Annotated in this window: 16 protein-coding genes and 1 pseudogene; 12 read left to right on the top strand and 5 right to left on the bottom strand. The window is 58.6% G+C overall.

Translation table 11 applies throughout. The features are described from left to right. Nucleotides 1–10: 10 nt before the first annotated feature. Nucleotides 11–640, bottom strand: coding sequence for an alpha/beta hydrolase (locus tag JFV30_RS24265; protein ID WP_201126236.1), 630 nt, complete (start codon nt 638–640; stop codon nt 11–13). A gap of 147 nt (nt 641–787) precedes the next feature. Here JFV30_RS24265 and JFV30_RS24270 point away from each other — a divergent pair, with 147 nt between their 5' ends. After that, entirely contained in the window at nt 788–1,225 is a 438-nt protein-coding gene (locus JFV30_RS24270) for a YhcB family protein (RefSeq protein WP_010170781.1), read from the top strand. Between the two features lie 921 nt (nt 1,226–2,146). On the opposite strand, the pseudogene JFV30_RS24275 reads toward JFV30_RS24270, so the two are convergent. From JFV30_RS24275 to JFV30_RS24285, 3 genes and pseudogenes are all read right to left on the bottom strand, one after another. Then, nucleotides 2,147–3,870: pseudogene (locus JFV30_RS24275) on the bottom strand (ABC transporter ATP-binding protein/permease). Nucleotides 3,871–3,969: 99 nt separating this feature from the next. Beyond that, complete coding sequence (locus JFV30_RS24280) at nt 3,970–4,530, bottom strand: response regulator transcription factor (protein ID WP_003216016.1); 561 nt, start codon at nt 4,528–4,530, stop codon at nt 3,970–3,972. Further along, nucleotides 4,523–5,785, bottom strand: a complete 1,263-nt coding sequence (locus JFV30_RS24285) for an ATP-binding protein (protein WP_201125374.1) — start codon at nt 5,783–5,785, stop codon at nt 4,523–4,525. The genes JFV30_RS24280 and JFV30_RS24285 overlap by 8 nt, the downstream gene beginning before the upstream one ends. A gap of 206 nt (nt 5,786–5,991) precedes the next feature. Between JFV30_RS24285 and JFV30_RS24290 the strand changes: the two genes are divergently transcribed. From JFV30_RS24290 to JFV30_RS24340, 11 genes are all read left to right on the top strand, one after another. Beyond that, nucleotides 5,992–6,702 carry an SIMPL domain-containing protein gene (locus tag JFV30_RS24290; protein ID WP_010175080.1) on the top strand — a complete coding sequence of 237 codons (711 nt, stop codon included), beginning with the start codon at nt 5,992–5,994 and terminating at the stop codon, nt 6,700–6,702. A gap of 503 nt (nt 6,703–7,205) precedes the next feature. After that, a complete protein-coding gene (locus JFV30_RS24295) occupies nt 7,206–9,920 on the top strand; it encodes a hypothetical protein (protein ID WP_201125375.1) in 2,715 nt (904 codons plus the stop codon). A 100-nt stretch (nt 9,921–10,020) separates the two neighbouring features. Next, entirely contained in the window at nt 10,021–11,622 is a 1,602-nt protein-coding gene (locus JFV30_RS24300; protein WP_201125376.1) for an ABC transporter substrate-binding protein, read from the top strand. Between the two features lie 258 nt (nt 11,623–11,880). Further along, entirely contained in the window at nt 11,881–13,509 is a 1,629-nt protein-coding gene (locus JFV30_RS24305; RefSeq protein ID WP_201125377.1) for an ABC transporter substrate-binding protein, read from the top strand. A 360-nt stretch (nt 13,510–13,869) separates the two neighbouring features. Then, a complete protein-coding gene (locus JFV30_RS24310; RefSeq protein WP_446739879.1) occupies nt 13,870–15,414 on the top strand; it encodes an ABC transporter substrate-binding protein in 1,545 nt (514 codons plus the stop codon). Between the two features lie 172 nt (nt 15,415–15,586). Continuing rightward, entirely contained in the window at nt 15,587–16,984 is a 1,398-nt protein-coding gene (locus tag JFV30_RS24315) for an OprD family outer membrane porin (RefSeq protein ID WP_177043415.1), read from the top strand. A gap of 81 nt (nt 16,985–17,065) precedes the next feature. Then, nucleotides 17,066–18,664: an ABC transporter substrate-binding protein gene (locus JFV30_RS24320; protein WP_201125379.1), complete on the top strand. Its 1,599-nt coding sequence runs from the start codon at nt 17,066–17,068 to the stop codon at nt 18,662–18,664. 74 nt (nt 18,665–18,738) lie between these two features. Further along, the gene (locus tag JFV30_RS24325; protein ID WP_003215992.1) at nt 18,739–19,749 is read left to right on the top strand and encodes an ABC transporter permease subunit; all 1,011 of its coding nucleotides are present in this window, start codon (nt 18,739–18,741) and stop codon (nt 19,747–19,749) included. Between the two features lie 10 nt (nt 19,750–19,759). Beyond that, nucleotides 19,760–20,671 (top strand): ABC transporter permease subunit, encoded by a 912-nt coding sequence (locus tag JFV30_RS24330; protein ID WP_010175067.1) that lies wholly within the window; start codon nt 19,760–19,762, stop codon nt 20,669–20,671. A gap of 10 nt (nt 20,672–20,681) precedes the next feature. Continuing rightward, nucleotides 20,682–21,650 (top strand): ABC transporter ATP-binding protein, encoded by a 969-nt coding sequence (locus JFV30_RS24335; RefSeq protein ID WP_008437263.1) that lies wholly within the window; start codon nt 20,682–20,684, stop codon nt 21,648–21,650. After that, nucleotides 21,650–22,621: a peptide ABC transporter ATP-binding protein gene (locus JFV30_RS24340; RefSeq protein ID WP_003215987.1), complete on the top strand. Its 972-nt coding sequence runs from the start codon at nt 21,650–21,652 to the stop codon at nt 22,619–22,621. The genes JFV30_RS24335 and JFV30_RS24340 overlap by 1 nt, the downstream gene beginning before the upstream one ends. A gap of 113 nt (nt 22,622–22,734) precedes the next feature. On the opposite strand, the gene JFV30_RS24345 is transcribed toward JFV30_RS24340, so the two are convergent. After that, nucleotides 22,735–23,010, bottom strand: coding sequence for a hypothetical protein (locus tag JFV30_RS24345; RefSeq protein ID WP_169386316.1), 276 nt, complete (start codon nt 23,008–23,010; stop codon nt 22,735–22,737). Nucleotides 23,011–23,093 lie beyond the last annotated feature (83 nt).

The following is a 23,093-nucleotide window of genomic DNA, read 5'->3' on the forward strand; positions in this document are numbered from 1 at the left end:
TCGCTTGTCATCAATTCGAAAGACGTGGCAGCACAAGATCCTTGAGATCGGTCAGCTTGCCATGAAAAAAGTGTCCGCATTCTGCCACTTTCAGAAGCGTATGGGGGCGATTCAGGGCGGCGGACCAGTCGTAGACCAGCTGCGGGTCGACCACTTCGTCGGTTTCCGGCTGGATCACGGTCAATGGGCAGCCTTGTGGCAACACGTCGTTATCCCGCAGGCGCATCACGGCCGCGGCCACCATGAACAGGTGGGCGAGTTTTTCGCCCTTGGCTTCCAGACGGCCGCCGAGGGTGGCCGCCACAAACCCGCCGAAGGAAAACCCCAGCAAGGTGATCGGCAGGTCGGGATGTTTTTCACGCAGCCAGATGGCGGCGGCTTCGGCGTCGTCGACTTCACCGGTGCCCATATCGTGCGTACCGGCGCTGGCGCCGACACCGCGATAATTGAATCGCAATGTGATCAAGCCGGCATCGCGCGCAGTGCGTTGCAGGGTCGATACGACTTTGTTGAGCATGGTGCCGCCCTGCACCGGATTAGGGTGGCAGATCAGCGCCAGGCCACGTGGCTCGGGGTGATCCAGATACAGGGCTTCCAGTTGGCCTACCGGGCCATCGATCAAAACAGGGGTTTCACGCATCAGCAAGGAAGGAACTCCGTGACCTCTCAAGGGGTCGACTCGTCTAGCTAAAAGTCTGTGCATGGCATCATTGCGAGCTTAATCGCGGTATACAGCGCAGGTCCGAGCCGTTAACGTAAAGCAAAGCCGTTTATAGAGGAAGGACTCGTGGAACACTCGCTCTTAGTTTGGTTGTTGCCGACTCTCGCCTTGGTTGCCGGTGTCGCCATTGGATTCCTGGTTGCCCGCCTGCTGCCGAATGCCGCGCCTAACCGCACGCAGCGTCAGCTGGATGACATTCAGGAACGTTTTGACAGTTATCAGAACGAGGTTGTTACCCACTTCAACAGCACCGCGACCCTGGTGAAAAAGCTCACTCAGAGCTACCAGGAAGTACAGGATCATCTCGCCGAGGGTGCCAACCGCCTGGCCCTGGACGACATCACCCGCCAGCGTCTGCTGGCCGCGCTGCATTCCGATGCACCGCAAGCGCCACGGGAACGCCTGACCCCACCCCGGGAAAACCAGGAACCGCCACGGGACTACGCGCCAAAAACGCCAAACGCCCCGGGGATGCTGGATGAGCATTACGGCTTGAAGAAGTAATACGTTTTCAAGCGACATGAAAAAGCCCGGCTGATCGATGATCAGCCGGGCTTTTTTTGTTTGGCTTCGTTGGATGGAGTGAGTACATATCCGTTGCTGCGGTCGGGGCTGCTATGGGTTCCGCCCTTACGGCGGGTCACTTTTGAAAGGAGCCCAAAAGTAACCAAAAGGCTCTTGCCCCACCACTCGGCACCTCGCTCAGGCTCGGTGTGCCCGCACTCCGGCATTACTACGCGGGCCGCCGCGACGGGGCGTCCCTGCCCCGTCGCGGCTAAACCGGCGTCCTGCCGGTTTACCCGCTCCGTACTACCTGCGTTCGGCCAGCGTGGTTTAACGGGGCGCCTAAGATCAAGATCAAAAGCAGATCAACAGCACAGCGGCCTACAGGCCGGCTTGAGTGGTGTGAAGCAAAGGCAAAATCAAAATCAAAAGCGGGCACGGTCCAACTGTAGGAGCTGGCTTGCCTGCGATGGCATCAACTGGGTGTACCTGAAAAACCGAGGTGTCTGCATCGCAGGCAAGCCAGCTCCCACAGAAAAGCAGAGCTGCATCAGTTTCAGATTTGGTTTTCGCTTTTGATCTGGCTTCTACCACTCAAGCCGGCCTGTAGGCCGCTGTGCTCTTGCTTTTGATCTTGATCTGACTGCCCCAATAAGCCCGAGGCCGAACGCAGGGATTGAGGAGCGGGTAAACCGGCAGGACGCCGGTTTAGCCGCGACGGGGCAGGGACGCCCCGTCGCGGCGGCCCGCGGAGCAATGCCGGAGTGAGGGAACACCGAGCCACAGCGAGGTGCCGACAGGCGGGGCAGAGCCCTTTGCTTACTTTGGGCTGGGCCGGCATTCCGGCTTTTCCAAAGTGAGTCGCTGTAAGAGCGAAACCATAAGCAGCCGTTACCGAAGAAACGGATATGCCCCAAAGTCTCAAACCAGCACCTGCTCCGCCAACTGCCCGTTCTCGATCCGCACATGCCGCCCATGGAAGCGCTTGAGGCTGCTGCGGTGCCCGACGCTGACGATGCTCAACCCCGGCAACTCATCGATCAACGCTTGATACAGCGCCGCCTCGTCCTCCTCGTCCATCGCCGACGTAGCTTCATCCATGTACAGCCATTGCGGCTCAAACAGCAATGCGCGAGCAAACGCCAGACGCTGCTGCTCACCCGGTGACAACATGCGCTGCCAGTGATTGGCTTCATCCAACCGCGGAATCAGATGCGCCAGGCGGCAGGTTTCCAGCACCTGTGCATAACGTTCCGCCGGGTAGGCGCCCTCCTCCTGTGGATAACTCAACACGCCGCGCAAGGTGCCAATCGGCAGATACGGCTTCTGCGGCAGGAACAGGTAACGCTCGGCCGGCAAGCGAATGTTGCCGTGACCGTTTGGCCACAGATTACCCATGGCCCGCAGCAAGGTAGATTTACCGCTGCCGGAGCGACCGCTGAGCATCAGGCGCTCCCCCTCGGCGACGGTCAGGTTGGCGCCGTCGAGCAGGTGACGACCATCGGCCAGGTCCAGGCTGAGGTTGTTCATCTGCAAATTGCCGCCCTGACGCTGCAACTCAATGCCCATGTTGCGGCCTTCGTTTTCTTCCATCGCCTCGCCAAAACTCAGCAGACGATCACAGGTCGCGCGCCAGCTGGCCAACACGGTATATGCGTCGACAAACCAGCTCAGGCTGCCCTGCACGCTGCCAAAGGCACTGGCCACCTGCATCAGCACACCCAGCTCTATCTGCCCGGAAAAGTAGCGCGGCGCGGCCACCACAAACGGAAAGATGATCGCAATCTGCGAGTAACCGCTGGTGAAGAAATTCAGGCGCTTCTTGAGCTGCATGATGCTCCAGAAGTTGCTCCACACCCGCCCGAAACGTGCACTCAGCTGTTGGTGTTCATTCGGCTCGCCATTGAACAGCGCGATGCTTTCGGCGTTCTCGCGCACCCGCACCAGGCTGAAACGCAAGTCGGCCTCAAACCGTTGTTGGCGGTTGCTCAAGCCGATCAGTTTTCGACCAATCAAGTGGGTCAACCAACTGCCCAGCACGGCATACACCAGCGCCGCCCAGAACATGTAGCCGGGAATCGTAATGCCCCACACTTCAATGCTGCCGGACACGCCCCACAAAATCACCGAGAACGACACCAGGCTGACCAGGTTACTGATAAAACCCAGGCCCAGGCTCAGGGTGCTGCTGGTGAAGGCGTTGAGGTCTTCGGAGATACGCTGGTCGGGGTTATCGGTGTAGCCGCCGTATTCCAGGTGGTAGTAGTTCTTCTGGCTCAGCCACTTGGCGAAGTAGGTTTCGGTCAGCCAGCGCCGCCAGCGGATGGTGAGCATTTGCTGCAAATAAGACGTGAACACCCCGGTGACGATCGCCACCACGGCGATCACGCTGAAGTACATCAGCAAATGGGTGAAGGCGTCGTAGTCCTTTTTTCCAGGGCGTTGTAGAAGTCACGGTTCCAGCTGTTGAACCACACCGACACCGCCACACTGAACAGCGACAGCCCCAGCACCACCAGCAACAACAGCCAGGCCTTGCCCTTCTCCTCACTGCGCCAGTAAGGGGTGATCAGCGCCCAGACTTTCCTTAAAAATTGCCCACGCACCGCGTCATTGACCGCGGAATACTCAGCGTTCTGATTCATTGTTCAGGCTCGGTAGGAAATAAAGAACAGGCGTCGGACCGATCATAGCCGATCGATCCGGGGCTCCGTGCAGCCTGAAGCAGATTGTTCAGTCGCCGTTCAACGTCGTACCGGGCGCTTCTGCAGCTTGCGCTGCAACGTCCGGCGATGCATGCCCAGAGCACGGGCGGTGGCGGAGATATTGCCTTCGTGCTCGGTCAACACCCGCTGGATATGCTCCCACTGCAGGCGGTCCACCGACATCGGGTTTTCCGGCACCAGGGTGTCGAGGTCGGCGTGCTCGGAGAGCAAGGCGGCCAGCACGTCGTCGGCGTCTGCCGGCTTGCACAGGTAGTTGCAGGCGCCGCGCTTGATGGCCTCCACCGCGGTGGCAATGCTGGAATAGCCGGTGAGGATCACCACGCGCATTTCCGGGTCCAGCTCCAGCAGCTTGGGCAGCAGCACCAGGCCGGAGTCACCGTCCATTTTCAGGTCCAGGGCGGCGTATTCCGGCAGGTCGGCGGTGGCGATGGCCAGGCCTTCCTCGGCGGAACCTGCGGTGCTGACACGAAAGCCACGACGGCTCATGGCGCGGGCCATCACGCGGGTAAAGGTGGCGTCGTCATCTACCAGCAGCAGGTGCGGCAGTTCTTCGCCTTCGACTTGGATCTCGTCACTCATCGATGTCTCCTCGTGCGACACGGGGCAGGCGCAGCTCGGTGAGCGTGCCGCCTTCCTCATGACTATAGAGTTTCACTGAGCCGCCCGCGCGGGTCACGCTGGCCTTGCTCAAAAACAGGCCCAGGCCGAAGCCTTTGCCCTTGGTGGTAAAGAATGGCTTGCCGATCTGCTCGGCAATCGCCAGCGGCACACCGGCGCCGTGGTCGCGAATACTGATGGTGAGGTCTTCCGCGTCCCAGTTCAGGGTCACTTCCAACCCTTCCGGGCACGCATCGGCGGCGTTGTTCAGCAGGTTCAGCAGCGCCTGGGTCAGGTCCGGCGGCGGCGCCATGCGCGGCACTGCGCCCTGGCCCAGCAGGTGGAAACGGTAACTGGCTTCGGGACGCATCAGGTGCCAGCGGTTCAGGGCTTCGTCCAGCCACTGGGTGACGTCCTGCATCTCCACCGCCAGGCGGCGATTGGCTTCGGCGGCGCGCACCAGTTGCTGCAACGTCAACTTGCACTGCTTGACCTGCTCCTGCAGCACGCCGAGGTCATCTTGCAGGGCCGGGTCGTGATGGTCCTGGGTCATTTCCTTGAGCAGCACGCTCATGGTCGCCAGCGGCGTGCCCAACTCGTGGGCCGCACCGGCGGCCTGGGTCGCGACGGCCAGCAACTGCTGATCGCGCAGGCCTTCTTCACGGCGAATGGCGCGCAGCTCTTCCTGGCGGCGCAGCTCTTCCGCCATGCGCGCGGCAAAGAACGTGATGACCGCCGCCGACAGGGCGAAGCTCAACCACATGCCGTAGATCTGCAGGTTTTCCCGGGCGATGGGGAAAGTTTGCAGCGGGTAGAACTGCGCCAGCAGCAGGGTGTACAGGGCCAGGGCGATGCCCGACAGCACCACCGAATAGCGCCACGGCAAGGTCACCGCAGCGATGGTCAATGGCACCAAATAATAGGAAACGAAGGGGTTGGTGGAACCACCGGAGAAGTACAGCAACACACTGTGGATAAACAGGTCGCAGGCCAGTTGCAGCGCGTATTCCAGTTCAGTCACCGGCCACGTGGTGCGCAGGCGGATGGCAGTAAACGCGCACAGTACCGTGGAAAACCCGAGGGTGACCGCCAGTTGCAACCACGGCAGCGGCAGCAGGTTGAACCAATAGGCAAGCCCCACCGAGCCGGCCTGTGCGGCCAGCACCAGGGTGCGGATGAACGTCAGGCGCCAAAGGTTCTGGCGGGTGGCGGAAGTCAGTTTTACGGCGGCGAGCATGAGCTCTCCCGATGAGCGCTGCAGGCGGATCGCACGGAGTATAAACGAAGCGACAGCGCTGGCACGGCGTGTGTGGCTCTTTGACGCAGGGGTCAGGAACATGACCGTTCGTCGGCATCCGGTAACTTGTAGCGAATGTGTAAACCCGAAGAACTGAAACCTTGCGTCTACAGTCTTACCGAACACGAACATCTCAAGGAGCTTCCATGTCACGTTTCATTCGCAGTGCAGCCACCCTCACCCTCGGCGCCGCTACCCTCGCCAGCCTGCCGGCGATGGCTGCCGATGAACTGCATTACAACCAGATTTCCCTGCGTGCCGAAGTCAGCCAGGAAGTGGCGCGCGACCAGATGATCGTCACCCTCTACACCGAGTCGCAGAACACCGACCCGGCCAAGCTGGCCGCCGAAATCACCACCACCATGAACAAGGCGCTGGCCCAGGCCCGCGAAGTCAAAGGCGTGACCCTGCGCCAGGGCAGCCGCAACAGCTACCCGATCTACGACAACAAGAACCAGAAGATCACCGGCTGGCGTGAGCGCGCCGAACTGCGCATGGAAAGTGCCGACTTCGCCGCACTGTCCAAGCTCACCGGCGACATGCTGACCAACCTGAAAATGGACAGCATGGATTTCGCCATCGCCAACCCGACCCGCAAGGCCAGCGAAGATGCCTTGCTTAAAGAAGCGGTCACCGCGTTCAAGGCCCGTGCACAACTGGCCACCGACGCGCTGGGCGGCAAGGGCTACAAAATCGTCAACCTGAACTTCAACACCAACGGTTATCCACAGCCCTACGCCCGCGGTGGGATGATGATGAAGGCCGCAGCGATGGATTCGGCGCCGACGCCGGAAGTCGAAGCCGGCACCAGTCAAGTGAGCATGAGCGCCGATGGGGTGATTGAAGTCCTTCAGTAAGCCTTGTAGTCCTGTAAAAACGGCGCTGCCTTCCAAGGCCAGCGCCGTTTTTTTTACGCGGCGTCACCATCACATCATCTCCAACACCCGATTCTCACTTCAGCCTGCTGTCCTACGCGTCGTTTCCGTGTGTCTGAGCATCAGCCTTTTCTCAAAAACGGCAGACGGCCGCTTATGAAACTAATTCTCGCGAATGGAATAGGCACAGAAAGGAACCGCGCGCCTGCCTATAACCACCCAATTATAAATAATTCATCCATGACCTTGCTGCAACTAGGCAGCCACACTGTCCCAGAGAAGTCCGCCATAACGTTTGTTATGGCCCGGCCAGGCAGATGAGCGGTGCATACCCGATAATAAAAATTCCATTTTTTAAACGTTAACCCGCTGAAAGCAGAACGACTGAGATGGCGTAATAGAACAGCGCGCGGACGGAATACTATTGCGTCACATCAAATAATCAACCTGATGAGCTACACCCATAACGCGAGGTGATAATGAGTATGCGTTCGTCTTCCCCGAGCCTGCCTTTAGTAACAACCTATCCTTCCGAATTGAATATTCAGCCGCACCAGGAGCACAGTCGTCATCTACAAAACATTGACTATTCGCCCTCTCCCAAAAATGGACTTCCTGGAGAGGTGAGCAAAAAAAATGCTCCCGAACAAAACCCCATTGCACACCTTGCACCGAATCATGAATTAGACATCGCCAAGAGCGTCATTTATGGCTCGTTCACCGTTCCTCCGCCCTCGCAGAATCTTACGCAGCAAGAGCGAAAGCAACGCATTGATGACTACGCGAATCGCGTAGTAACGCAGATCAAGAACATAGAAGGCAGTAACGAAAGCACAAGCACTAGCAGGTTCCTGCAAGCTCGCCAGTTCTTTGATCCTGCCGGTTACTTTAGTGGTGGGCTGTTGGCTGCCGGATACGACCCCCATGAAAAAATCACGGTGACGTTCAATACCTATGTAGGAAAATGGAAGCCGGAAGTACAGACCAATACGGAAAAACGCACCTATTTTGCATGGGAAATTGCAGCCGGAGCCCTTAAGCACGACAGGCCACCGGGAGGCGGCCTGCTCAACTTCCAAGAGATGGAAATCGAGCCTGAAGACCGGACCAAGATCAACATTCTGGAGTCATTAGGCGCGCAACTTCAGGGTCATTGGAAAGATGAGATAGCCAAACCCATGCGGGACGAGTCGGGCCCATTGGCGAAACGCTCGGGGAAGGCAGACGCGTATGTTGTACGGGGAACCTTGCAAAGCCTGGTGAGTGATAAAGATACTTTCGAAAAACTAAGCAATGAAGATCAAGAGGCCACCAGGCGTACCCTGGATAAGAATGGACAAGTTATTATCCCCAACATCTATGGCTACCCACTGGCCGGGTATGCCTTCATTCCTTACACCCCTTTTGACGGTCACTATAAGCACAGGCCCGATAAGGGATTGATGATCGATTTGAAGAACGGCACAGTCCGTGAAATAAAGGGTGATAAGGATTTTTCCGACTGGGCTAAAAACAACCGAAGTGACTTACTGCAAAGTTTTAATGCCCGCGACAGGCAGGGCGGAAAAGATGCTCACTGGCCAAAAGCGGGGGATGTGCTCGACAACCTTATTGCCGGAAACTTTGCCTCCTACCCGGGCTATCAAAACCTCCTCAAAGACAAAGGGGTGCCCGTGCAGGAAACATTTAACTATACGGAAGCACGCGGGGGTGCTTATCGGTTGAAATACGGAGACCTGGACACCACTCTTGCCGCCAAATACCACGAGATTAACGCCAGCAACGCGGTATGGTCCGACCAGACCGAAGTGTTTGGTTCATCGCAGCAAACCTGGAAAGCCGCGAAAGAATTGTGGGGGCGCACCTTCGGTTACTTCCCCATCCTCGGCAACGCGGGCAATATTTACTTCGGCGTCCATGACTCTATTTATGGCATGACAGCCGATGATCGCGTTGGCGGTAACGCGGCGGCGGTGATATCAGGCCTGCAGCTGGCGCACGAACTGGCCCCCTCGATGGTAGAACGCATACCGTTTGAGTCTCCCACACCCCCACATTACAACTGGAGATATAACGAGGAGGCAAAAGGATTTGACTTGGTGCGAAGACCTGAGACTTCGGAGAAAGTTGAACCCGCCCCCGTTACAACAGGAAAAGTGCCTCCAGTAGAACCCACGGCCAAGCCCTCCTTTCCGGGAATGCGCGAGATAGAATTCAGGGGCGAAAAATACTTCGTCGCTGATAAGCCTGACGATGCGGACGGGTTAAGTTACCTGTTGCACGTACAAGACCCGAATGACCCGTCAAAGCTGGTGAGTACCGGTATATTGGCAGCACCGGATAAAAATGGGTTATGGAAAAGAAGAGGGATGGAAGGCGGATGGCCATGGCAACGCAAAGATTCTCCGCCAAGCCCGGAACCCACACCTCAACTGACGATTGCCGATCAGTTTCTAGAGGTAAATGGCTCAAAAATGAAGGGGGCTGAAAAATTTGACCCGTATTTGAACCTTGACGCAAACGAGTACAAATACGGCATTGCGGTGGACGACAAAGGTCAGAGCATCCCGCAGATTTCCTGGACAGCCGAGGAGGATCCGGCCAAGGCCACGCCGCACCCAACCGCCACTGCCTCGACGTTCGGTACGAGTGATTACAGTGAGCAGTTTATTAAAGATATCAATCGCAGCAAGTTCACCCTACAAACACCGGACGGTATCCAGCTGGAAATTGACATCGGCAAACAGGTACAGGCTCTGGAACTTGAACAAGGCAAAAAACTGTCAAACGCCGAGCTGGATGCCGTCATACAACAAAACATCGAGAAGTTTGAAAAGGTCATTCCTGATCCTGCGCTCAGGGCAAAAATTTCTGAAGTTGCCAATCAATGGTTGCTGGGCGCAGCCCCGGATGAATTTCAAACATCCCGATTCAAAGGCCCCATTTTTGCCAGCGGACGTGATCCGCACTACTACATCAATTATGACCCTGCAGATGATGTAACCACTGTCACCGCAAAATCCGATTTCCTACTGACCAAACTCGACGAAAACAATGGTGAACTTGATCCTATTACCGACCTGAATGTAAAAGCGTCAAGAACAATCACCCTACGAAGCAGCAATGAAATTGATAGCGACGGTTATGAGATAGATCCTTCTGCGCCTACTCGTATCGAAATCACACCAAACCTGGACTGACAAGCACTCGCCCCTCTATCTGCTGCTGCCTGAACGGCGGTAACCTCGGTAACCGCCGTTTTCGTTTGGGCAGTGTTCAGCTGCCATCTCAGGGGTCTCCATGGAAAGAATCGCCTTTAAACCGCTTCTCCTCGCTGCCGGCCTGCTGGCATTTATGCCGATGGCCCAGGCGGCCAGCACCCTGGTCTACTGCTCCGAAGCCAGCCCCGCCGGCTTCGACCCCAGCCAGTACACCAGCGGCACCGATTTTGATGCCTCCGCCGAAACCGTGTTCAACCGCCTGACCCAGTTCAAGCGCGGCGGCACCGAAGTCGAACCGGGCCTGGCAACCAGTTGGGACGTGTCCAAAGACGGCCTGACCTACACCTTCCACCTGCGCGATGGCGTGAAGTTCCACACCACCGACTATTTCACCCCGACCCGCGACTTCAACGCCGATGACGTGTTGTTCACCTTCCAGCGCCTGCTCGACCCCGAGAATGCGTTCCGCAAGGCCTACCCGTCGGAGTCGCCCTACTTCACCGACATGGGCTTGAACACCACGATCAAGAACGTCGAAAAACTCGACGAGCACACCGTGCGCTTCAACCTGAACAACGTCGATGCCTCCTTCGTGCAGAACCTGGCCATGAGCTTCGCTTCGGTGCAGTCCGCCGAATACGCCGCGCAGCTGCTCAAGGAAGGCAAGGCCGCCGACATCAACCAGAAGCCTGTCGGCACCGGGCCATTTGTGTTCAAGCGTTACCAGAAGGATTCGCAGATTCGCTACAGCGCCAATAAACAGTATTGGAAGCCCGAGGATGTGAAGCTCGACAACCTGGTGTTCTCGATCACCCCGGACGCTGCGGTGCGCCTGCAAAAGCTCAAGGCCGGCGAGTGCCAGGTCAGCGGTTACCCGCGCCCTTCCGACATTGAAGTGATGAAGCAGGATCCCAACCTGCGGGTTCTTCAGCAAGCCGGCTTCAACCTGGGTTTTCTCGCCTACAACGTGACCCACCCGCCCCTGGACCAGCTCAAGGTACGCCAGGCCCTGGACATGGCCATCGACAAGCCGGCCATCATCAAGGCGGTGTACCAGAGCGCCGGACAATTGGCGCAGAACGCCCTGCCTCCGGCGCAGTGGTCTTATGACCCCAACATCAAGGACGCGCCCTACGATCCGGCCAAGGCGCGGGCGCTACTAAAAGAAGCAGGGGTTGCACCAGGAACCACCATCAACCTGTGGGCGATGACCGTACAACGCGCTTCCAATCCCAATGCCCGAATGTCGGCGCAGATGATCCAGCAGGATTGGGAAAAGATCGGCATCAAGGCCAATATCGTCAGCTATGAGTGGGGCGAATACATCAAACGCGCCAAAGCCGGCGAGCACGACGTGATGATCTACGGCTGGACCGGCGACAACGGTGACCCGGATAACTGGCTCGGCGTGCTCTACAGTTGTGCTGCGGTGAAGGGCAGCAACTATGCAAAATGGTGTAACCCCGCCTACGACAAGCTGGTGCAGCAGGCCAAGGTCAGCAGCGACCGCGAGCAGCGCATCAAGTGGTATCAACAGGCGCAAAAAATCCTTAAGGAACAAGTACCTATAACGCCTATTGCAAACTCGACGGTTTTCCAGCCCCTTCGAAAGGAAGTGCAGGATTTCAAAATCAGTCCATTTGGACTCACACCGTTCTATGGCGTCAGTCTGAATAAGTAACAGGCACGCCCCAACCGAGTGCGCCAGACGCCTCGGTTGGGCATTCCTGGTGCGCGTATCGCACCGAAAAAAACCCTCAAAAGTGCGTAAATGTGTCTGAACTTACACATATGCGACATTCGTGTACGTTCGTACCACTGTTTAGCCGTTGTAGGCTCTCAACATCTTGCATTGGGTATGGGCCCTGCATAAGTATCCGCAGGTCGACTCACGAGGTCGCCCTCACTACCAAAAATGACAACAAATCATGAGGCCAACATGCTTAAACACGCAGTCATTCCGTTATTAGTCAGCGCCGGTTTAATGGCTGCTGCACCTTTCGCCCAAGCGGCGAGCAACCTGGTGTTCTGCTCCGAAGGGAGCCCGGCCGGTTTTGATCCAGGCCAGTACACCACCGGAACAGACTTCGATGCTTCGGCCGAGACCATGTTCAACCGTCTGACCCAGTTTGAGCGCGGCGGCACCGCTGTTGTTCCTGGGCTGGCCACCACCTGGGACGTTTCCCCGGATGGCCTGACCTACACCTTCCACCTTCGTGAAGGCGTCAAGTTCCACACCACCCCGTACTTCAAGCCAACTCGTGAATTTTCGGCTGACGACGTACTGTTCACGTTCAACCGGATGATCAACAAAGATGATCCGTTCCGCAAAGCCTACCCAACCGAGTTCCCGTACTTCACGGACATGGGTATGGACACCAACATCAAGAACATCGAGAAAGTCGATGCCCACACCGTCAAGTTCACCCTAGGCACCGTGGACGCCGCCTTTATCCAGAACCTGGCAATGAGCTTCGCCTCCATCCAGTCGGCTGAATACGCCGCCCAGCTGTTGAAGGAAGGCAAGGCACAGGACATCAACCAGAAGCCAATCGGCACTGGTCCGTTCGTGTTCAAGAGCTACCAGAAAGACTCCAACATCCGTTACACCGGCAACAAGGATTACTGGAAGCCTGAAGACGTGAAGATCGACAACCTGATCTTCGCCATCACCACCGACCCGTCGGTGCGCATCCAGAAGCTGAAGAAAAACGAATGCCAGGTAACCCTGTTCCCGCGTCCGGCCGACCTCAAGGCGCTGGGTGAAGACAAGGACCTGAAACTGCCGCACCAGGCCGGTTTCAACCTGGGCTACATCGCCTACAACGTCATGCCGGTCCTCAAGGGCCAGACCGCACCGAACCCGCTGTCCGACCTGCGCGTGCGTGAGGCTCTGGACATGTCGGTGAACAAGCAGCAGATCATCGACTCGGTTTACCAGGGCGCAGGCCAACTGGCCGTCAACGCCATGCCGCCTACCCAATGGTCCTACGACACCACCATCAAGGACGCCCCGTTTGATGTGAGCAAGGCCAAGGCCTTGCTCAAGGAAGCCGGCGTCAAGGAAGGTACCGAGATCACCCTGTGGGCGATGCCGGTCCAGCGTCCGTACAACCCGAACGCCAAGCTGATGGCTGAGATGCTGCAGAACGACTGGAAACAGATCGGCCTGAAAGTGAACATCGTCAGCTACGAGTGGGGCGAGTACATCAAGCGTTCCAAAGGCGGCGAGAACCAGGCCATGATCATTGGCTGGAGCGGCGACAATGGTGACCCGGACAACTGGCTGAACGTGCTGTTCGGCTGCGATTCCCTGGCCGGCAACAACTTCTCCAAGTGGTGCGACAAGAAATTCGACGGCATCGTGAAAGAAGCCAAGGCGACTTCCGACGTAGCCAAACGCACCGAGCTGTACAAGCAGGCGCAACATATCCTCAAAGATGCAGTCCCGATGACACCTATCGCGCACTCGACGGTGTATCAACCCATGCGCAACAACGTGCAGGACTTCAAGATCAGCCCGTTTGGCTTGAACTCCTTCTACGGTGTGAGCGTAAGCGGCAAGTAAGGGTCTCTGGCGGCGACGTTTCATAACGTCGCCGTTATTGCATCCGCCAAGACCGTAGGAAACAGACCACCTCCGCACACGCTGCCGTCCTACGGCAGCGAACTGCGAATCGCGGCTCCGTTGCCTACAAGGTCTGTCAGATTCGTTGCATTTACTGCCCGGCTCCCGACCCATAACGTCGTGGCACGGCAGACGCTTCGTCTCTGTGAGGCAACTGCCGTTGTGGGATCAGTGTTGTCGCTGGGCCAAGGCCTTGCGATTGCTCACTGACGAAAACAACAAACAAGGATCGGGATTGTCATGCGCCATACCACCGTTCTATCCGCGATATTTGGCACCAGCCTGTTGGCTGTGGCCTCGATGGGCCAGGCTGCCGAGAAAAAGAGCCTGGTGTTTTGCTCCGAAGGCAGCCCGGCTGGCTTCGACACCGCGCAATACACGACGGCCACCGATAACGACGCCGCCGAGCCTATCTACAACCGCTTGGCCGAGTTTGAAAAAGGCGCGACCAATGTCGTACCGGGCCTTGCAACCCGTTGGGATATTTCCGAAGACGGCCTGACCTACACCTTCCACCTGCGCGAAGGGGTGAAATTCCACAGCAACAAGGACTTCAAGCCGACGCGTGATTTCAACGCCGACGACGTGCTGTTCACCTTCAATCGCATGCTTGACCCCGAACATCCGTTCCGCAAGGCCTACCCCACCGAGTTTCCGTACTTCAACGGGATGAGCCTGAACAAGAATATCGCCAAGGTCGAGAAAACCGACCCGCACACCGTGGTGATGACCCTGAACACGGTCGACGCCGCGTTTATCCAGAACATCGCCATGAGCTTCGCCTCGATCCTGTCGGCTGAATACGCCGACCATTTGCTCAAGACCGGCAAGCCCAGCGACATCAACCAGAAGCCGATCGGCACCGGGCCGTTCGTGTTCCAGCGTTATCAGAAAGATTCGCAGATCCGCTACACCGGCAACAAACAGTACTGGGACCCGAGCCGCGTGAAGCTCGACCAGCTGATTTTTGCGATCAACACCGACGCGTCGGTGCGGGTGCAAAAGCTCAAGGCCGGCGAATGCCAGATCACCCTGCACCCGCGCCCGGCCGACGTCGAAGCCCTGAAGGCCGACCCGAACCTGCAACTGCTGACCAAGCCGGGTTTCAACCTGGGCTACATCGCCTATAACGTGCGGCACAAGCCTTTCGACCAGCTCGAAGTGCGCCAGGCCCTGGACATGGCGGTGAACAAGCAAAGCATTCTCAACGCCGTGTACCAGGGCGCGGGGCAACTGGCGGTCAACGCCATGCCGCCGACCCAGTGGTCTTACGACGACACCATCAAGGACGCCGCCTACAACCCGGAAAAGGCCAAGGAACTGCTCAAGGCCGCCGGCGTGAAGGAAGGTACCGAAATAACCCTGTGGGCGATGCCGGTGCAACGGCCGTACAACCCCAACGCCAAGCTGATGGCTGAAATGCTGCAAAGCGATTGGGCCAGGATTGGCCTCAAGGTCAAGATCGTCAGCTATGAATGGGGCGAGTACATCAAGCGCACCAAGAATGGCGAGCACGATGTCAGCCTGATTGGCTGGACCGGCGACAACGGTGACCCGGACAACTGGCTGGGCACCCTCTACAGCTGCGACGCCATCGGCGGGAACAACTACTCCATGTGGTGTGACCCGGCGTACGACAAGCTGATCAAGCAAGCCAAGGTCGTGACCGACCGCGAACAAAGGACTGTTCTGTACAAACAGGCGCAGCAACTGCTTAAAGCACAGGTGCCGATCACGCCAGTCGCCCACTCGACGGTCAACCAGCCGTTAAGCGCCAAAGTCGAAGGTTTCAAAGTCAGCCCCTTCGGCCGCAACTTGTTCTCGGGCGTCAGTATCACCCCATAAAAATATAACCGGATTGCGCAGGGTGAGCATTCACCTTGCTGCAAACGTGCAGCCTTATTTCGGGTTTTACCCCAGGGCAAACGTTTGCAAAGGCTTGAAAGAGTTACACACCCAATAGCCGGTTCACCTAAAAAGACCGGCATTAAAAAAGAGAACCAAAGGAGCTTCACCCATGAAACTGAGCAGCACCGCGCTACTGGCCCTGGCCATCAGCAGCATCACGGCCACCGCTTACGCTGAACCTGCAAGCCAGGACTTCGTTCCAACCACACTGGCCGGCACCAGCGCCCAAAGCGAGGCCAAAGGCTTTATCGATGGATTCAGCCTGGGCGGTACAACCCGTAACTGGTTCTCCAGCGAGAACAAATTCCGTGGTCAGCGTTTCTCGTACGAGAAGCACAACGTGACACAAACCGACGCCAACCGTACCAACTGGGTACAGGGCACCATCCTCAACGGCACCTCGGGCTTCACCCAAGGCACCGTGGGCGTGAGCACTGAGGTAGCGGTCTACAACGCTCTGGTCCTGGACCGCAGCAAGCGCGACATCAAGGGTGGCTCCAACCGTACCCTGGCCGACTCCGATGGCGATGCTGTAGGCCAGTGGAGCAAACTGGGCCTGGCCAACGTCAAGTTCCGTGTCTCGAACACCACGTTGACCGCCGGTCGCCAGAACTTCAGCAGCGGCATCGTCGACACCATCGGCAACCGTGCACTGCCTTCAAGCTTTGAAGGTGTGAGCTTCAACAGTGAAGAGTTCAGCAACCTGTCGTTCCAGGGCGGCGTGTTTGACCGCGTTTCGCCACGGACCGAGCAGAGCCTGTCGAAATTCCGTTCCGAATACGGCAATGGCCAGGAAACCGACAAGGTCAAGACCCTGGGCGTTAACTACCAGCCGTTCAAGAGCCTGAAGACCAGCCTGTTCGCCGCCAACGTCGAAGACTTCTGGAACCAGTACTACTTCGGCGCTACCCACGAGCTGGGCGACAGCCAGACCCTGTCCCTGACCACCGGCCTGAACTACTACAAAACTACCGATACCGGTAAAAAGCTGATGGGGAATATCGACAACGATACCTACTCCCTGTCCCTGGGACTGACTCACCAAGCCCACAGCCTGACCTTCTCCTACCAGGCCATCAACGGTAACGAGTACTTCGACTACCTGCACGAAACCAACGGCATCTACCTAGCCAACTCCTTGACCTCCGACTTTAACGGACCGAACGAGAAATCCTTCCAGATCGCCTACGGCATCAACATGGCCGAATACGGCGTGCCAGGCCTGAAATTCAACGTCTACTCGGCGCGCGGCTGGGGCATCGACGGTACTCACTACACCGGCACTGCCTACGGCGAATCCGGCGTGGCGCGTAGCGACCTGCGTCTGATGGACGGCGAGACTCACCAGGAATACGGCGTGGGCGCGGCTTACGCGATCCAGAGCGGCTCGCTCAAGGCCACGACCATCCGTGGTACCTACGTGACTCACCGCGCCAGCGCCAACCAGGCTGACGGCAACATCCGTGAGTTCCGCCTGGTCACCACCATTCCGTTCAACATTCTTTAATCAGCGCCAGGTAGGCGGCGGGCTCAGGACGAGCCTGCCGCCTACGCTTGTCTGGTCCAATCGATTGCAGAGGGCTCTTAGATGAAAATGCTCCCGTTACAAGCTGCCATTGCCGCTGCGCTGTTGAGCGTCGCGGTCGGCATCTCGGCCAAACCGTTGGTCGTCTGCACCGAAGCCAGCCCGGAAGGTTTCGATCCGGTCCTGTACACCACGGCTGTCACCGCTGACGCCGCGGCTGAAACCATGTTCAACCGCCTGGTGGACTTCAAGCCCGGCACCACCGAAGTGATCCCGGCACTCGCCAAGGACCTGCCGGAAATCAGTGCCGATGGCCTGACCTACACCTTTCACCTGCGCGACGACATCAAGTTCCACACCACCGACTACTTCAAACCCACGCGCAACATGAATGCCGACGACGTGCTCTGGAGCTTCCAGCGCCAGCTGGACCCGAATCACCCGTGGCACAACAAGTCCAACGTGGGCTACCCGTACTTTGAAAGCATGGGCTTCAAAGAGCTGCTCAAGAGCGTGACGAAGACCGACGATCACACCGTGGTCTTCACCCTGACCCGCCCTGAAGCACCGTTCCTGGCCGACCTGGCCATGGCGTTTTCCTCGATCCACTCCGCCGAATACGCCGACCAGTTGCTCAAGTCCGGCAAGACCGATGACCTGAACGCCAAGCCCATCGGCACCGGCCCGTTCATCTTCACCCGCTACGCCAAAGACGCCCAAGTGCGCTTCAAGGCCAACCCGGACTACTTCCGTGGCAAGCCGCCGGCAGACCCGCTGATCCTGGCCATCACCACTGACAACAACGTGCGCCTGCAAAAGCTCAAGGCCAACGAATGCCAGATCGCGCTGTACCCAAAACCGGATGACGTGCCGAGCATGAAGGCCGACCCGAACCTGAAGGTCGCGGAACTGGCGGCGATGACCACCGCCTACACCGCCATGAACACCACCCACAAGTACATGAGCGACGCGCGGGTGCGTCACGCGATCAACATCGCGTTCGACAAGAAAGGCTACAACGAGTCCCTGTACGGCAAAGGCAACGCAGTCGACGCCACCGGGCCTTACCCGCCCACCTTGCTGGGCTTCAGCGACAAGCTGAAGAACCCGCCACGTGACCTGGACAAGGCCCGCGCCCTGCTCAAGGAAGCCGGTGTACCGGAAGGCACCGAAATCACCCTGTTCACCCGCAATGGTGGCGGCCCGACCAACCCCAACCCGATGCTCGGCGCCCAGCGCATGCAGGCGGACCTGGCGCAAATCGGCCTGAAAGTGAACATCAAGGTCATGGAATGGGGCGAAATGCTCAAGCGCGCCAAGAATGGCGAACATGACATGGTCTCCGCCGGCTGGGCGGGGGATAACGGGGACCCGGATAACTTCCTCACCCCGAACTTGAGTTGCGATGCAGCGAAAAACGGCGAAAACTACGCCCGCTGGTGTAACAAAGAGTTTCAAGACTTGATCGACAAGGCACGCGCTATCGCTGAACCCGCACAGCGCGCTGCACTCTATGAACAAGCCATGGACGTTTTCGACAAGGACCAACCATGGATTCCCATGGCTTACCCGAAAATGTTTACCGCCATGCGTAAAAACGTCGAGGGTTATACCCAAAGCCCTCTGACTACAAATAACTTCGCCACCACCCAGGTGAAGTAGATAAGAAACGCTCGGCACCGTCGACATTGACGGTGCCGAACCTGCCTAACCGGCTGATTGAGGTACACAACAAGATGTTTAGTTTTATTGCCCGCCGATTGGGGTTATTGATCCCCACGTTTTTCGGCATCACCTTGCTGACGTTCGCGTTGATTCGCATGATCCCTGGCGACCCCGTCGAAGTCATGATGGGCGAACGACGAGTCGACCCCGAGATGCACGCTCAGGCAATGGAACGCCTTGGTCTGAATAAACCGCTTTACGCGCAATACCTGGATTATGTCGGCAAGCTCGCCCACGGCGACCTCGGCGAATCCCTGCGCACCCGTACCAGCGTGTGGACTGAATTCACCGCCCTTTTCCCGGCGACCCTGGAACTGTCCATGGCCGCCCTGTTGTTCGCCGGCATCCTGGGGCTGTTAGCCGGGGTGATCGCGGCCTTGAAGCGAGGATCCCTGTTCGACCATGGGGTGATGGGCATCTCCCTGGCGGGATATTCGATGCCGATCTTCTGGTGGGGCCTGATCCTGATCATGTTCTTCTCCGTGAGCCTGGGCTGGACGCCCGTGTCCGGGCGGATCGACCTGCTCTACGACATCGAGCCGCGCACCGGCTTCATGCTGATCGACACCCTGCTGGCTGACGAGCCGGACGCGTTCTGGGATGCGTTGCACCACCTGATCCTGCCGGCCATCGTGCTCGGCACCATCCCGCTGGCCGTGATCGCGCGGATGACCCGTTCGTCGATGCTCGAAGTGCTGCGCGAAGATTACATCCGCACCGCCAAGGCCAAGGGCCTGTCGCCGGCGCGCGTGGTGTTCGTCCACGGCCTGCGTAACGCCTTGATCCCGGTACTCACCGTGGTCGGCCTGCAAGTCGGCACGCTGCTGGCCGGTGCGGTCCTGACTGAAACCATCTTCTCGTGGCCCGGCATCGGCAAATGGCTGATCGAAGCCATTGGCGCACGGGACTATCCCGTGGTGCAAAACGGCATCCTGTTAATCGCCTGCCTGGTGATTCTGGTGAACTTCGTGGTGGACATCCTCTACGGCTTCGCCAACCCACGCATCCGTCACCAGCGCTGAGATCATGACCATGACCACACCTACTCCCGCGGTAGCAGTCGATCAAAGCCTGCTGTACCCGTCCCCGTACAAAGAATTCTGGCAAGCCTTTTCCAAGAACAAGGGCGCCGTTGCCGGCCTGCTGTTCATGTTACTGGTGGTGTTTTGCGCCATCTTCGCCCCCTGGGTGGCTCCGCATAACCCGAGCGAGCAATACCGTGACTTCCTGCTGACGCCTCCGGCCTGGCTGGAAGGCGGGCAGATCCAGTTCCTGCTGGGCACCGACGAACTGGGCCGTGACCTGCTGTCGCGCCTGATCCAGGGCTCGCGCCTGTCCTTGCTGATCGGTTTGTCGTCGGTGGTGATGTCGTTGATCCCGGGGATCCTGCTGGGTCTGTTCGCCGGTTTCTTCCCGCGCCTGCTCGGCCCAACCATCATGCGTCTGATGGACATCATGCTGGCCCTGCCATCGCTGCTGCTGGCTGTGGCCATTGTCGCGATCCTCGGCCCTGGCCTGATCAACACCGTGATCGCGATTGCGATCGTGTCGCTGCCGTCCTATGTCCGTCTGACCCGCGCGGCGGTGATGGGCGAACTGAACCGTGACTACGTGACCGCCGCCCGCCTCGCCGGCGCCGGCCTGCCGCGCCTGATGTTCGTCACCGTGCTGCCAAACTGCATGGCACCGCTGATCGTTCAGGCCACCTTGAGTTTCTCCTCGGCGATTCTCGATGCCGCGGCCCTGGGCTTCCTGGGCCTTGGCGTACAACCGCCAACCCCTGAGTGGGGCACCATGCTGGCCTCGGCCCGCGACTACATCGAACGCGCCTGGTGGGTCGTGAGTCTGCCTGGCTTGACCATTTTGCTCAGCGTGCTGGCAATCAACCTGATGGGCGACGGCCTGCGCGATGCGCTGGACCCGAAACTCAAGAACGCCGCCTGAGGAGATTCCCATGTCACTGCTAGAAATCAAGAATCTCAATGTCCGCTTCGGCGACAAGACCGCCGTGCCGGTGGTCGATGGCCTCGACATCTCCGTCGACAAAGGCGAAGTACTGGCGATCGTGGGCGAGTCGGGTTCGGGTAAATCCGTGACCATGATGGCGCTGATGGGCCTGATCGAGCACCCCGGCATCGTCACCGCCGACGCCCTGAACTTCGACGGCAAGGACATGCTCAAGCTGAGCAACCGTCAGCGTCGGCAGATCGTCGGCAAAGACCTGGCGATGGTGTTCCAGGACCCGATGACTGCACTGAACCCCAGCTACACCGTGGGTTTCCAGATCGAAGAAGTGCTGCGCCTGCACCTGAAAATGTCCGGCAAGCAAGCGCGCAAGCGTGCCATCGAACTGCTCGAAAAGGTGGAAATCCCGGGCGCAGCCAGCCGTATGGATGCCTACCCGCACCAACTGTCCGGTGGTATGAGCCAACGTGTGGCCATCGCCATGGCAATCGCCGGCGAGCCGAAACTGCTGATCGCCGATGAACCCACCACCGCACTCGACGTGACCATCCAGGCCCAGATCATGGACCTGCTGCTGGCCTTGCAGAAAGAGCAGAACATGGGCCTGGTGCTGATCACTCACGACCTCGCGGTGGTGGCTGAAACCGCCCAGCGCGTGTGCGTGATGTACGCCGGCCAGGCCGTGGAAGTTGGCCAGGTGCCACAGTTGTTCGACATCCCGGCGCACCCGTACAGCGAAGCGCTGCTCAAGGCGATTCCCGAGCACAGCCTGGGCGCCACGCGCCTGGCCACGCTGCCGGGTATTGTTCCCGGCCGTTATGACCGCCCGCAAGGTTGCCTGCTGTCGCCACGCTGCCCGTATGTGCAGGAATCCTGCCGCGCCCAGCGTCCTGGCCTTGACCCAAAAAGCAACAGCCTCGCCCGCTGCTTCTACCCGCTGAATCAGGAGGTGGCGTAATGGCCGTCGTACTTACCGCCCGCGACCTGACCCGTCATTACGAAGTGTCCCGTGGCCTGTTCAAGGGCCACGCGCTGGTGCGTGCGCTCAATGGTGTGTCGTTCGAACTGGAAGCCGGCAAGACCCTCGCGGTCGTGGGCGAGTCCGGTTGCGGCAAATCCACCCTGGCCCGTGCCCTGACGCTGATTGAAGAACCGTCTTCCGGCTCGCTGAAAATCGCAGGGCAAGAAGTTGCCGGGGCCGACAAGGCCCAGCGCAAGCAATTGCGCAAAGACGTGCAGATGGTGTTCCAGAGCCCGTACGCCTCGTTGAACCCGCGCCAGAAGGTCGGTGACCAACTGGGCGAGCCGCTGCTGATCAACACCAACCTGTCTGCCGCCGAACGTCGGGAAAAGGTCCAGGCGATGATGAAGCAAGTGGGCCTGCGCCCTGAGCATTATCAGCGCTACCCGCACATGTTCTCCGGTGGCCAGCGCCAGCGGATCGCACTGGCCCGGGCGATGATGCTGCAACCCAAGGTGCTGGTAGCGGACGAACCGACCTCGGCGCTGGACGTGTCGATCCAGGCCCAGGTGCTGAACCTGTTCATGGACCTGCAGCAGGAATTCAACACCGCCTACGTGTTCATCTCCCACAACCTGGCGGTGGTGCAACACGTCGCCGATGACGTGATGGTGATGTACCTCGGCCGCCCGGTGGAGGTCGGTCCGAAGGAAGACATCTACGCACGCCCGCTGCACCCGTACACCCAGGCGCTGCTGTCGGCGACCCCGACCATTCATCCGGACCCGAACAAACCGAAGATCAAAATCGTCGGCGAGTTGCCCAACCCGTTGAACCCGCCATCCGGCTGCGCGTTCCACAAGCGCTGCCCGTACGCGACCCAGCTGTGCAGCACCGATGAACCGGTGCTGCGACCACTCGACAACCGCCAGGTGGCTTGCCACTACGCGGAGCAATTTGTGGTCTGACGTGCAAAAAAAATGCTCTGGAGGGTGAGTCCAGAGCATTCCAGTGTTCTACAGCCCTGCTTGTCGGATAGCGCATCTGTCCGGTAAGCGGGGCTTTCTTTTGCCTGCGTTACTTACGTATCGCTGTCGCCATCGTTGTAGGTGTCGCTGTCTTCGCCGTCATTGTCCGGGTTCTCGGCGTCGTCATCGTCCTTGGAACCGCCCTGGTTCTCGTCACCAGGCTCGGATTCACTCTTGGCCAGCAGCAAGCCACCCGCCTGCACCGTCTTCGCCGCCACAAACCCGGTGCCATGGCTTTGCACAGCCGTTGTGGCCCACGCGGAAGACATACCCAACGACAACATCACCAGCACTTTGAGCAACAGCACCACACGTTGAAAGATACTCATGGTCGAATTCCGCCCAGTCAGGAGTTGAATTGCGTACGACGGCTGTCCGCCGTCGCCTTGCTTCAAGCTAGTCCCGAACTGAA

Origin of the sequence: Pseudomonas sp. TH32, from assembly GCF_016650855.1 — a bacterium.
In the GTDB taxonomy this organism is placed as follows: domain Bacteria; phylum Pseudomonadota; class Gammaproteobacteria; order Pseudomonadales; family Pseudomonadaceae; genus Aquipseudomonas.

Bases quoted from the DNA above. Each gene is read 5' to 3' on its own strand.
- JFV30_RS24265 (WP_201126236.1), bottom strand. From the start codon at position 640: ATGCGTGAAACCCCTGTTTTGATCGATGGCCCGGTAGGCCAACTGGAA.
- JFV30_RS24280 (WP_003216016.1), bottom strand. From the start codon at position 4,530: ATGAGTGACGAGATCCAAGTCGAAGGCGAAGAACTGCCGCACCTGCTG.
- JFV30_RS24285 (WP_201125374.1), bottom strand. From the start codon at position 5,785: ATGCTCGCCGCCGTAAAACTGACTTCCGCCACCCGCCAGAACCTTTGG.
- JFV30_RS24290 (WP_010175080.1), top strand. From the start codon at position 5,992: ATGTCACGTTTCATTCGCAGTGCAGCCACCCTCACCCTCGGCGCCGCT.
- JFV30_RS24295 (WP_201125375.1), top strand. From the start codon at position 7,206: ATGCGTTCGTCTTCCCCGAGCCTGCCTTTAGTAACAACCTATCCTTCC.
- JFV30_RS24300 (WP_201125376.1), top strand. From the start codon at position 10,021: ATGGAAAGAATCGCCTTTAAACCGCTTCTCCTCGCTGCCGGCCTGCTG.
- JFV30_RS24305 (WP_201125377.1), top strand. From the start codon at position 11,881: ATGCTTAAACACGCAGTCATTCCGTTATTAGTCAGCGCCGGTTTAATG.
- JFV30_RS24310 (WP_446739879.1), top strand. From the start codon at position 13,870: ATGGGCCAGGCTGCCGAGAAAAAGAGCCTGGTGTTTTGCTCCGAAGGC.
- JFV30_RS24315 (WP_177043415.1), top strand. From the start codon at position 15,587: ATGAAACTGAGCAGCACCGCGCTACTGGCCCTGGCCATCAGCAGCATC.
- JFV30_RS24320 (WP_201125379.1), top strand. From the start codon at position 17,066: ATGAAAATGCTCCCGTTACAAGCTGCCATTGCCGCTGCGCTGTTGAGC.
- JFV30_RS24325 (WP_003215992.1), top strand. From the start codon at position 18,739: ATGTTTAGTTTTATTGCCCGCCGATTGGGGTTATTGATCCCCACGTTT.
- JFV30_RS24330 (WP_010175067.1), top strand. From the start codon at position 19,760: ATGACCACACCTACTCCCGCGGTAGCAGTCGATCAAAGCCTGCTGTAC.
- JFV30_RS24335 (WP_008437263.1), top strand. From the start codon at position 20,682: ATGTCACTGCTAGAAATCAAGAATCTCAATGTCCGCTTCGGCGACAAG.
- JFV30_RS24340 (WP_003215987.1), top strand. From the start codon at position 21,650: ATGGCCGTCGTACTTACCGCCCGCGACCTGACCCGTCATTACGAAGTG.
- JFV30_RS24345 (WP_169386316.1), bottom strand. From the start codon at position 23,010: ATGAGTATCTTTCAACGTGTGGTGCTGTTGCTCAAAGTGCTGGTGATG.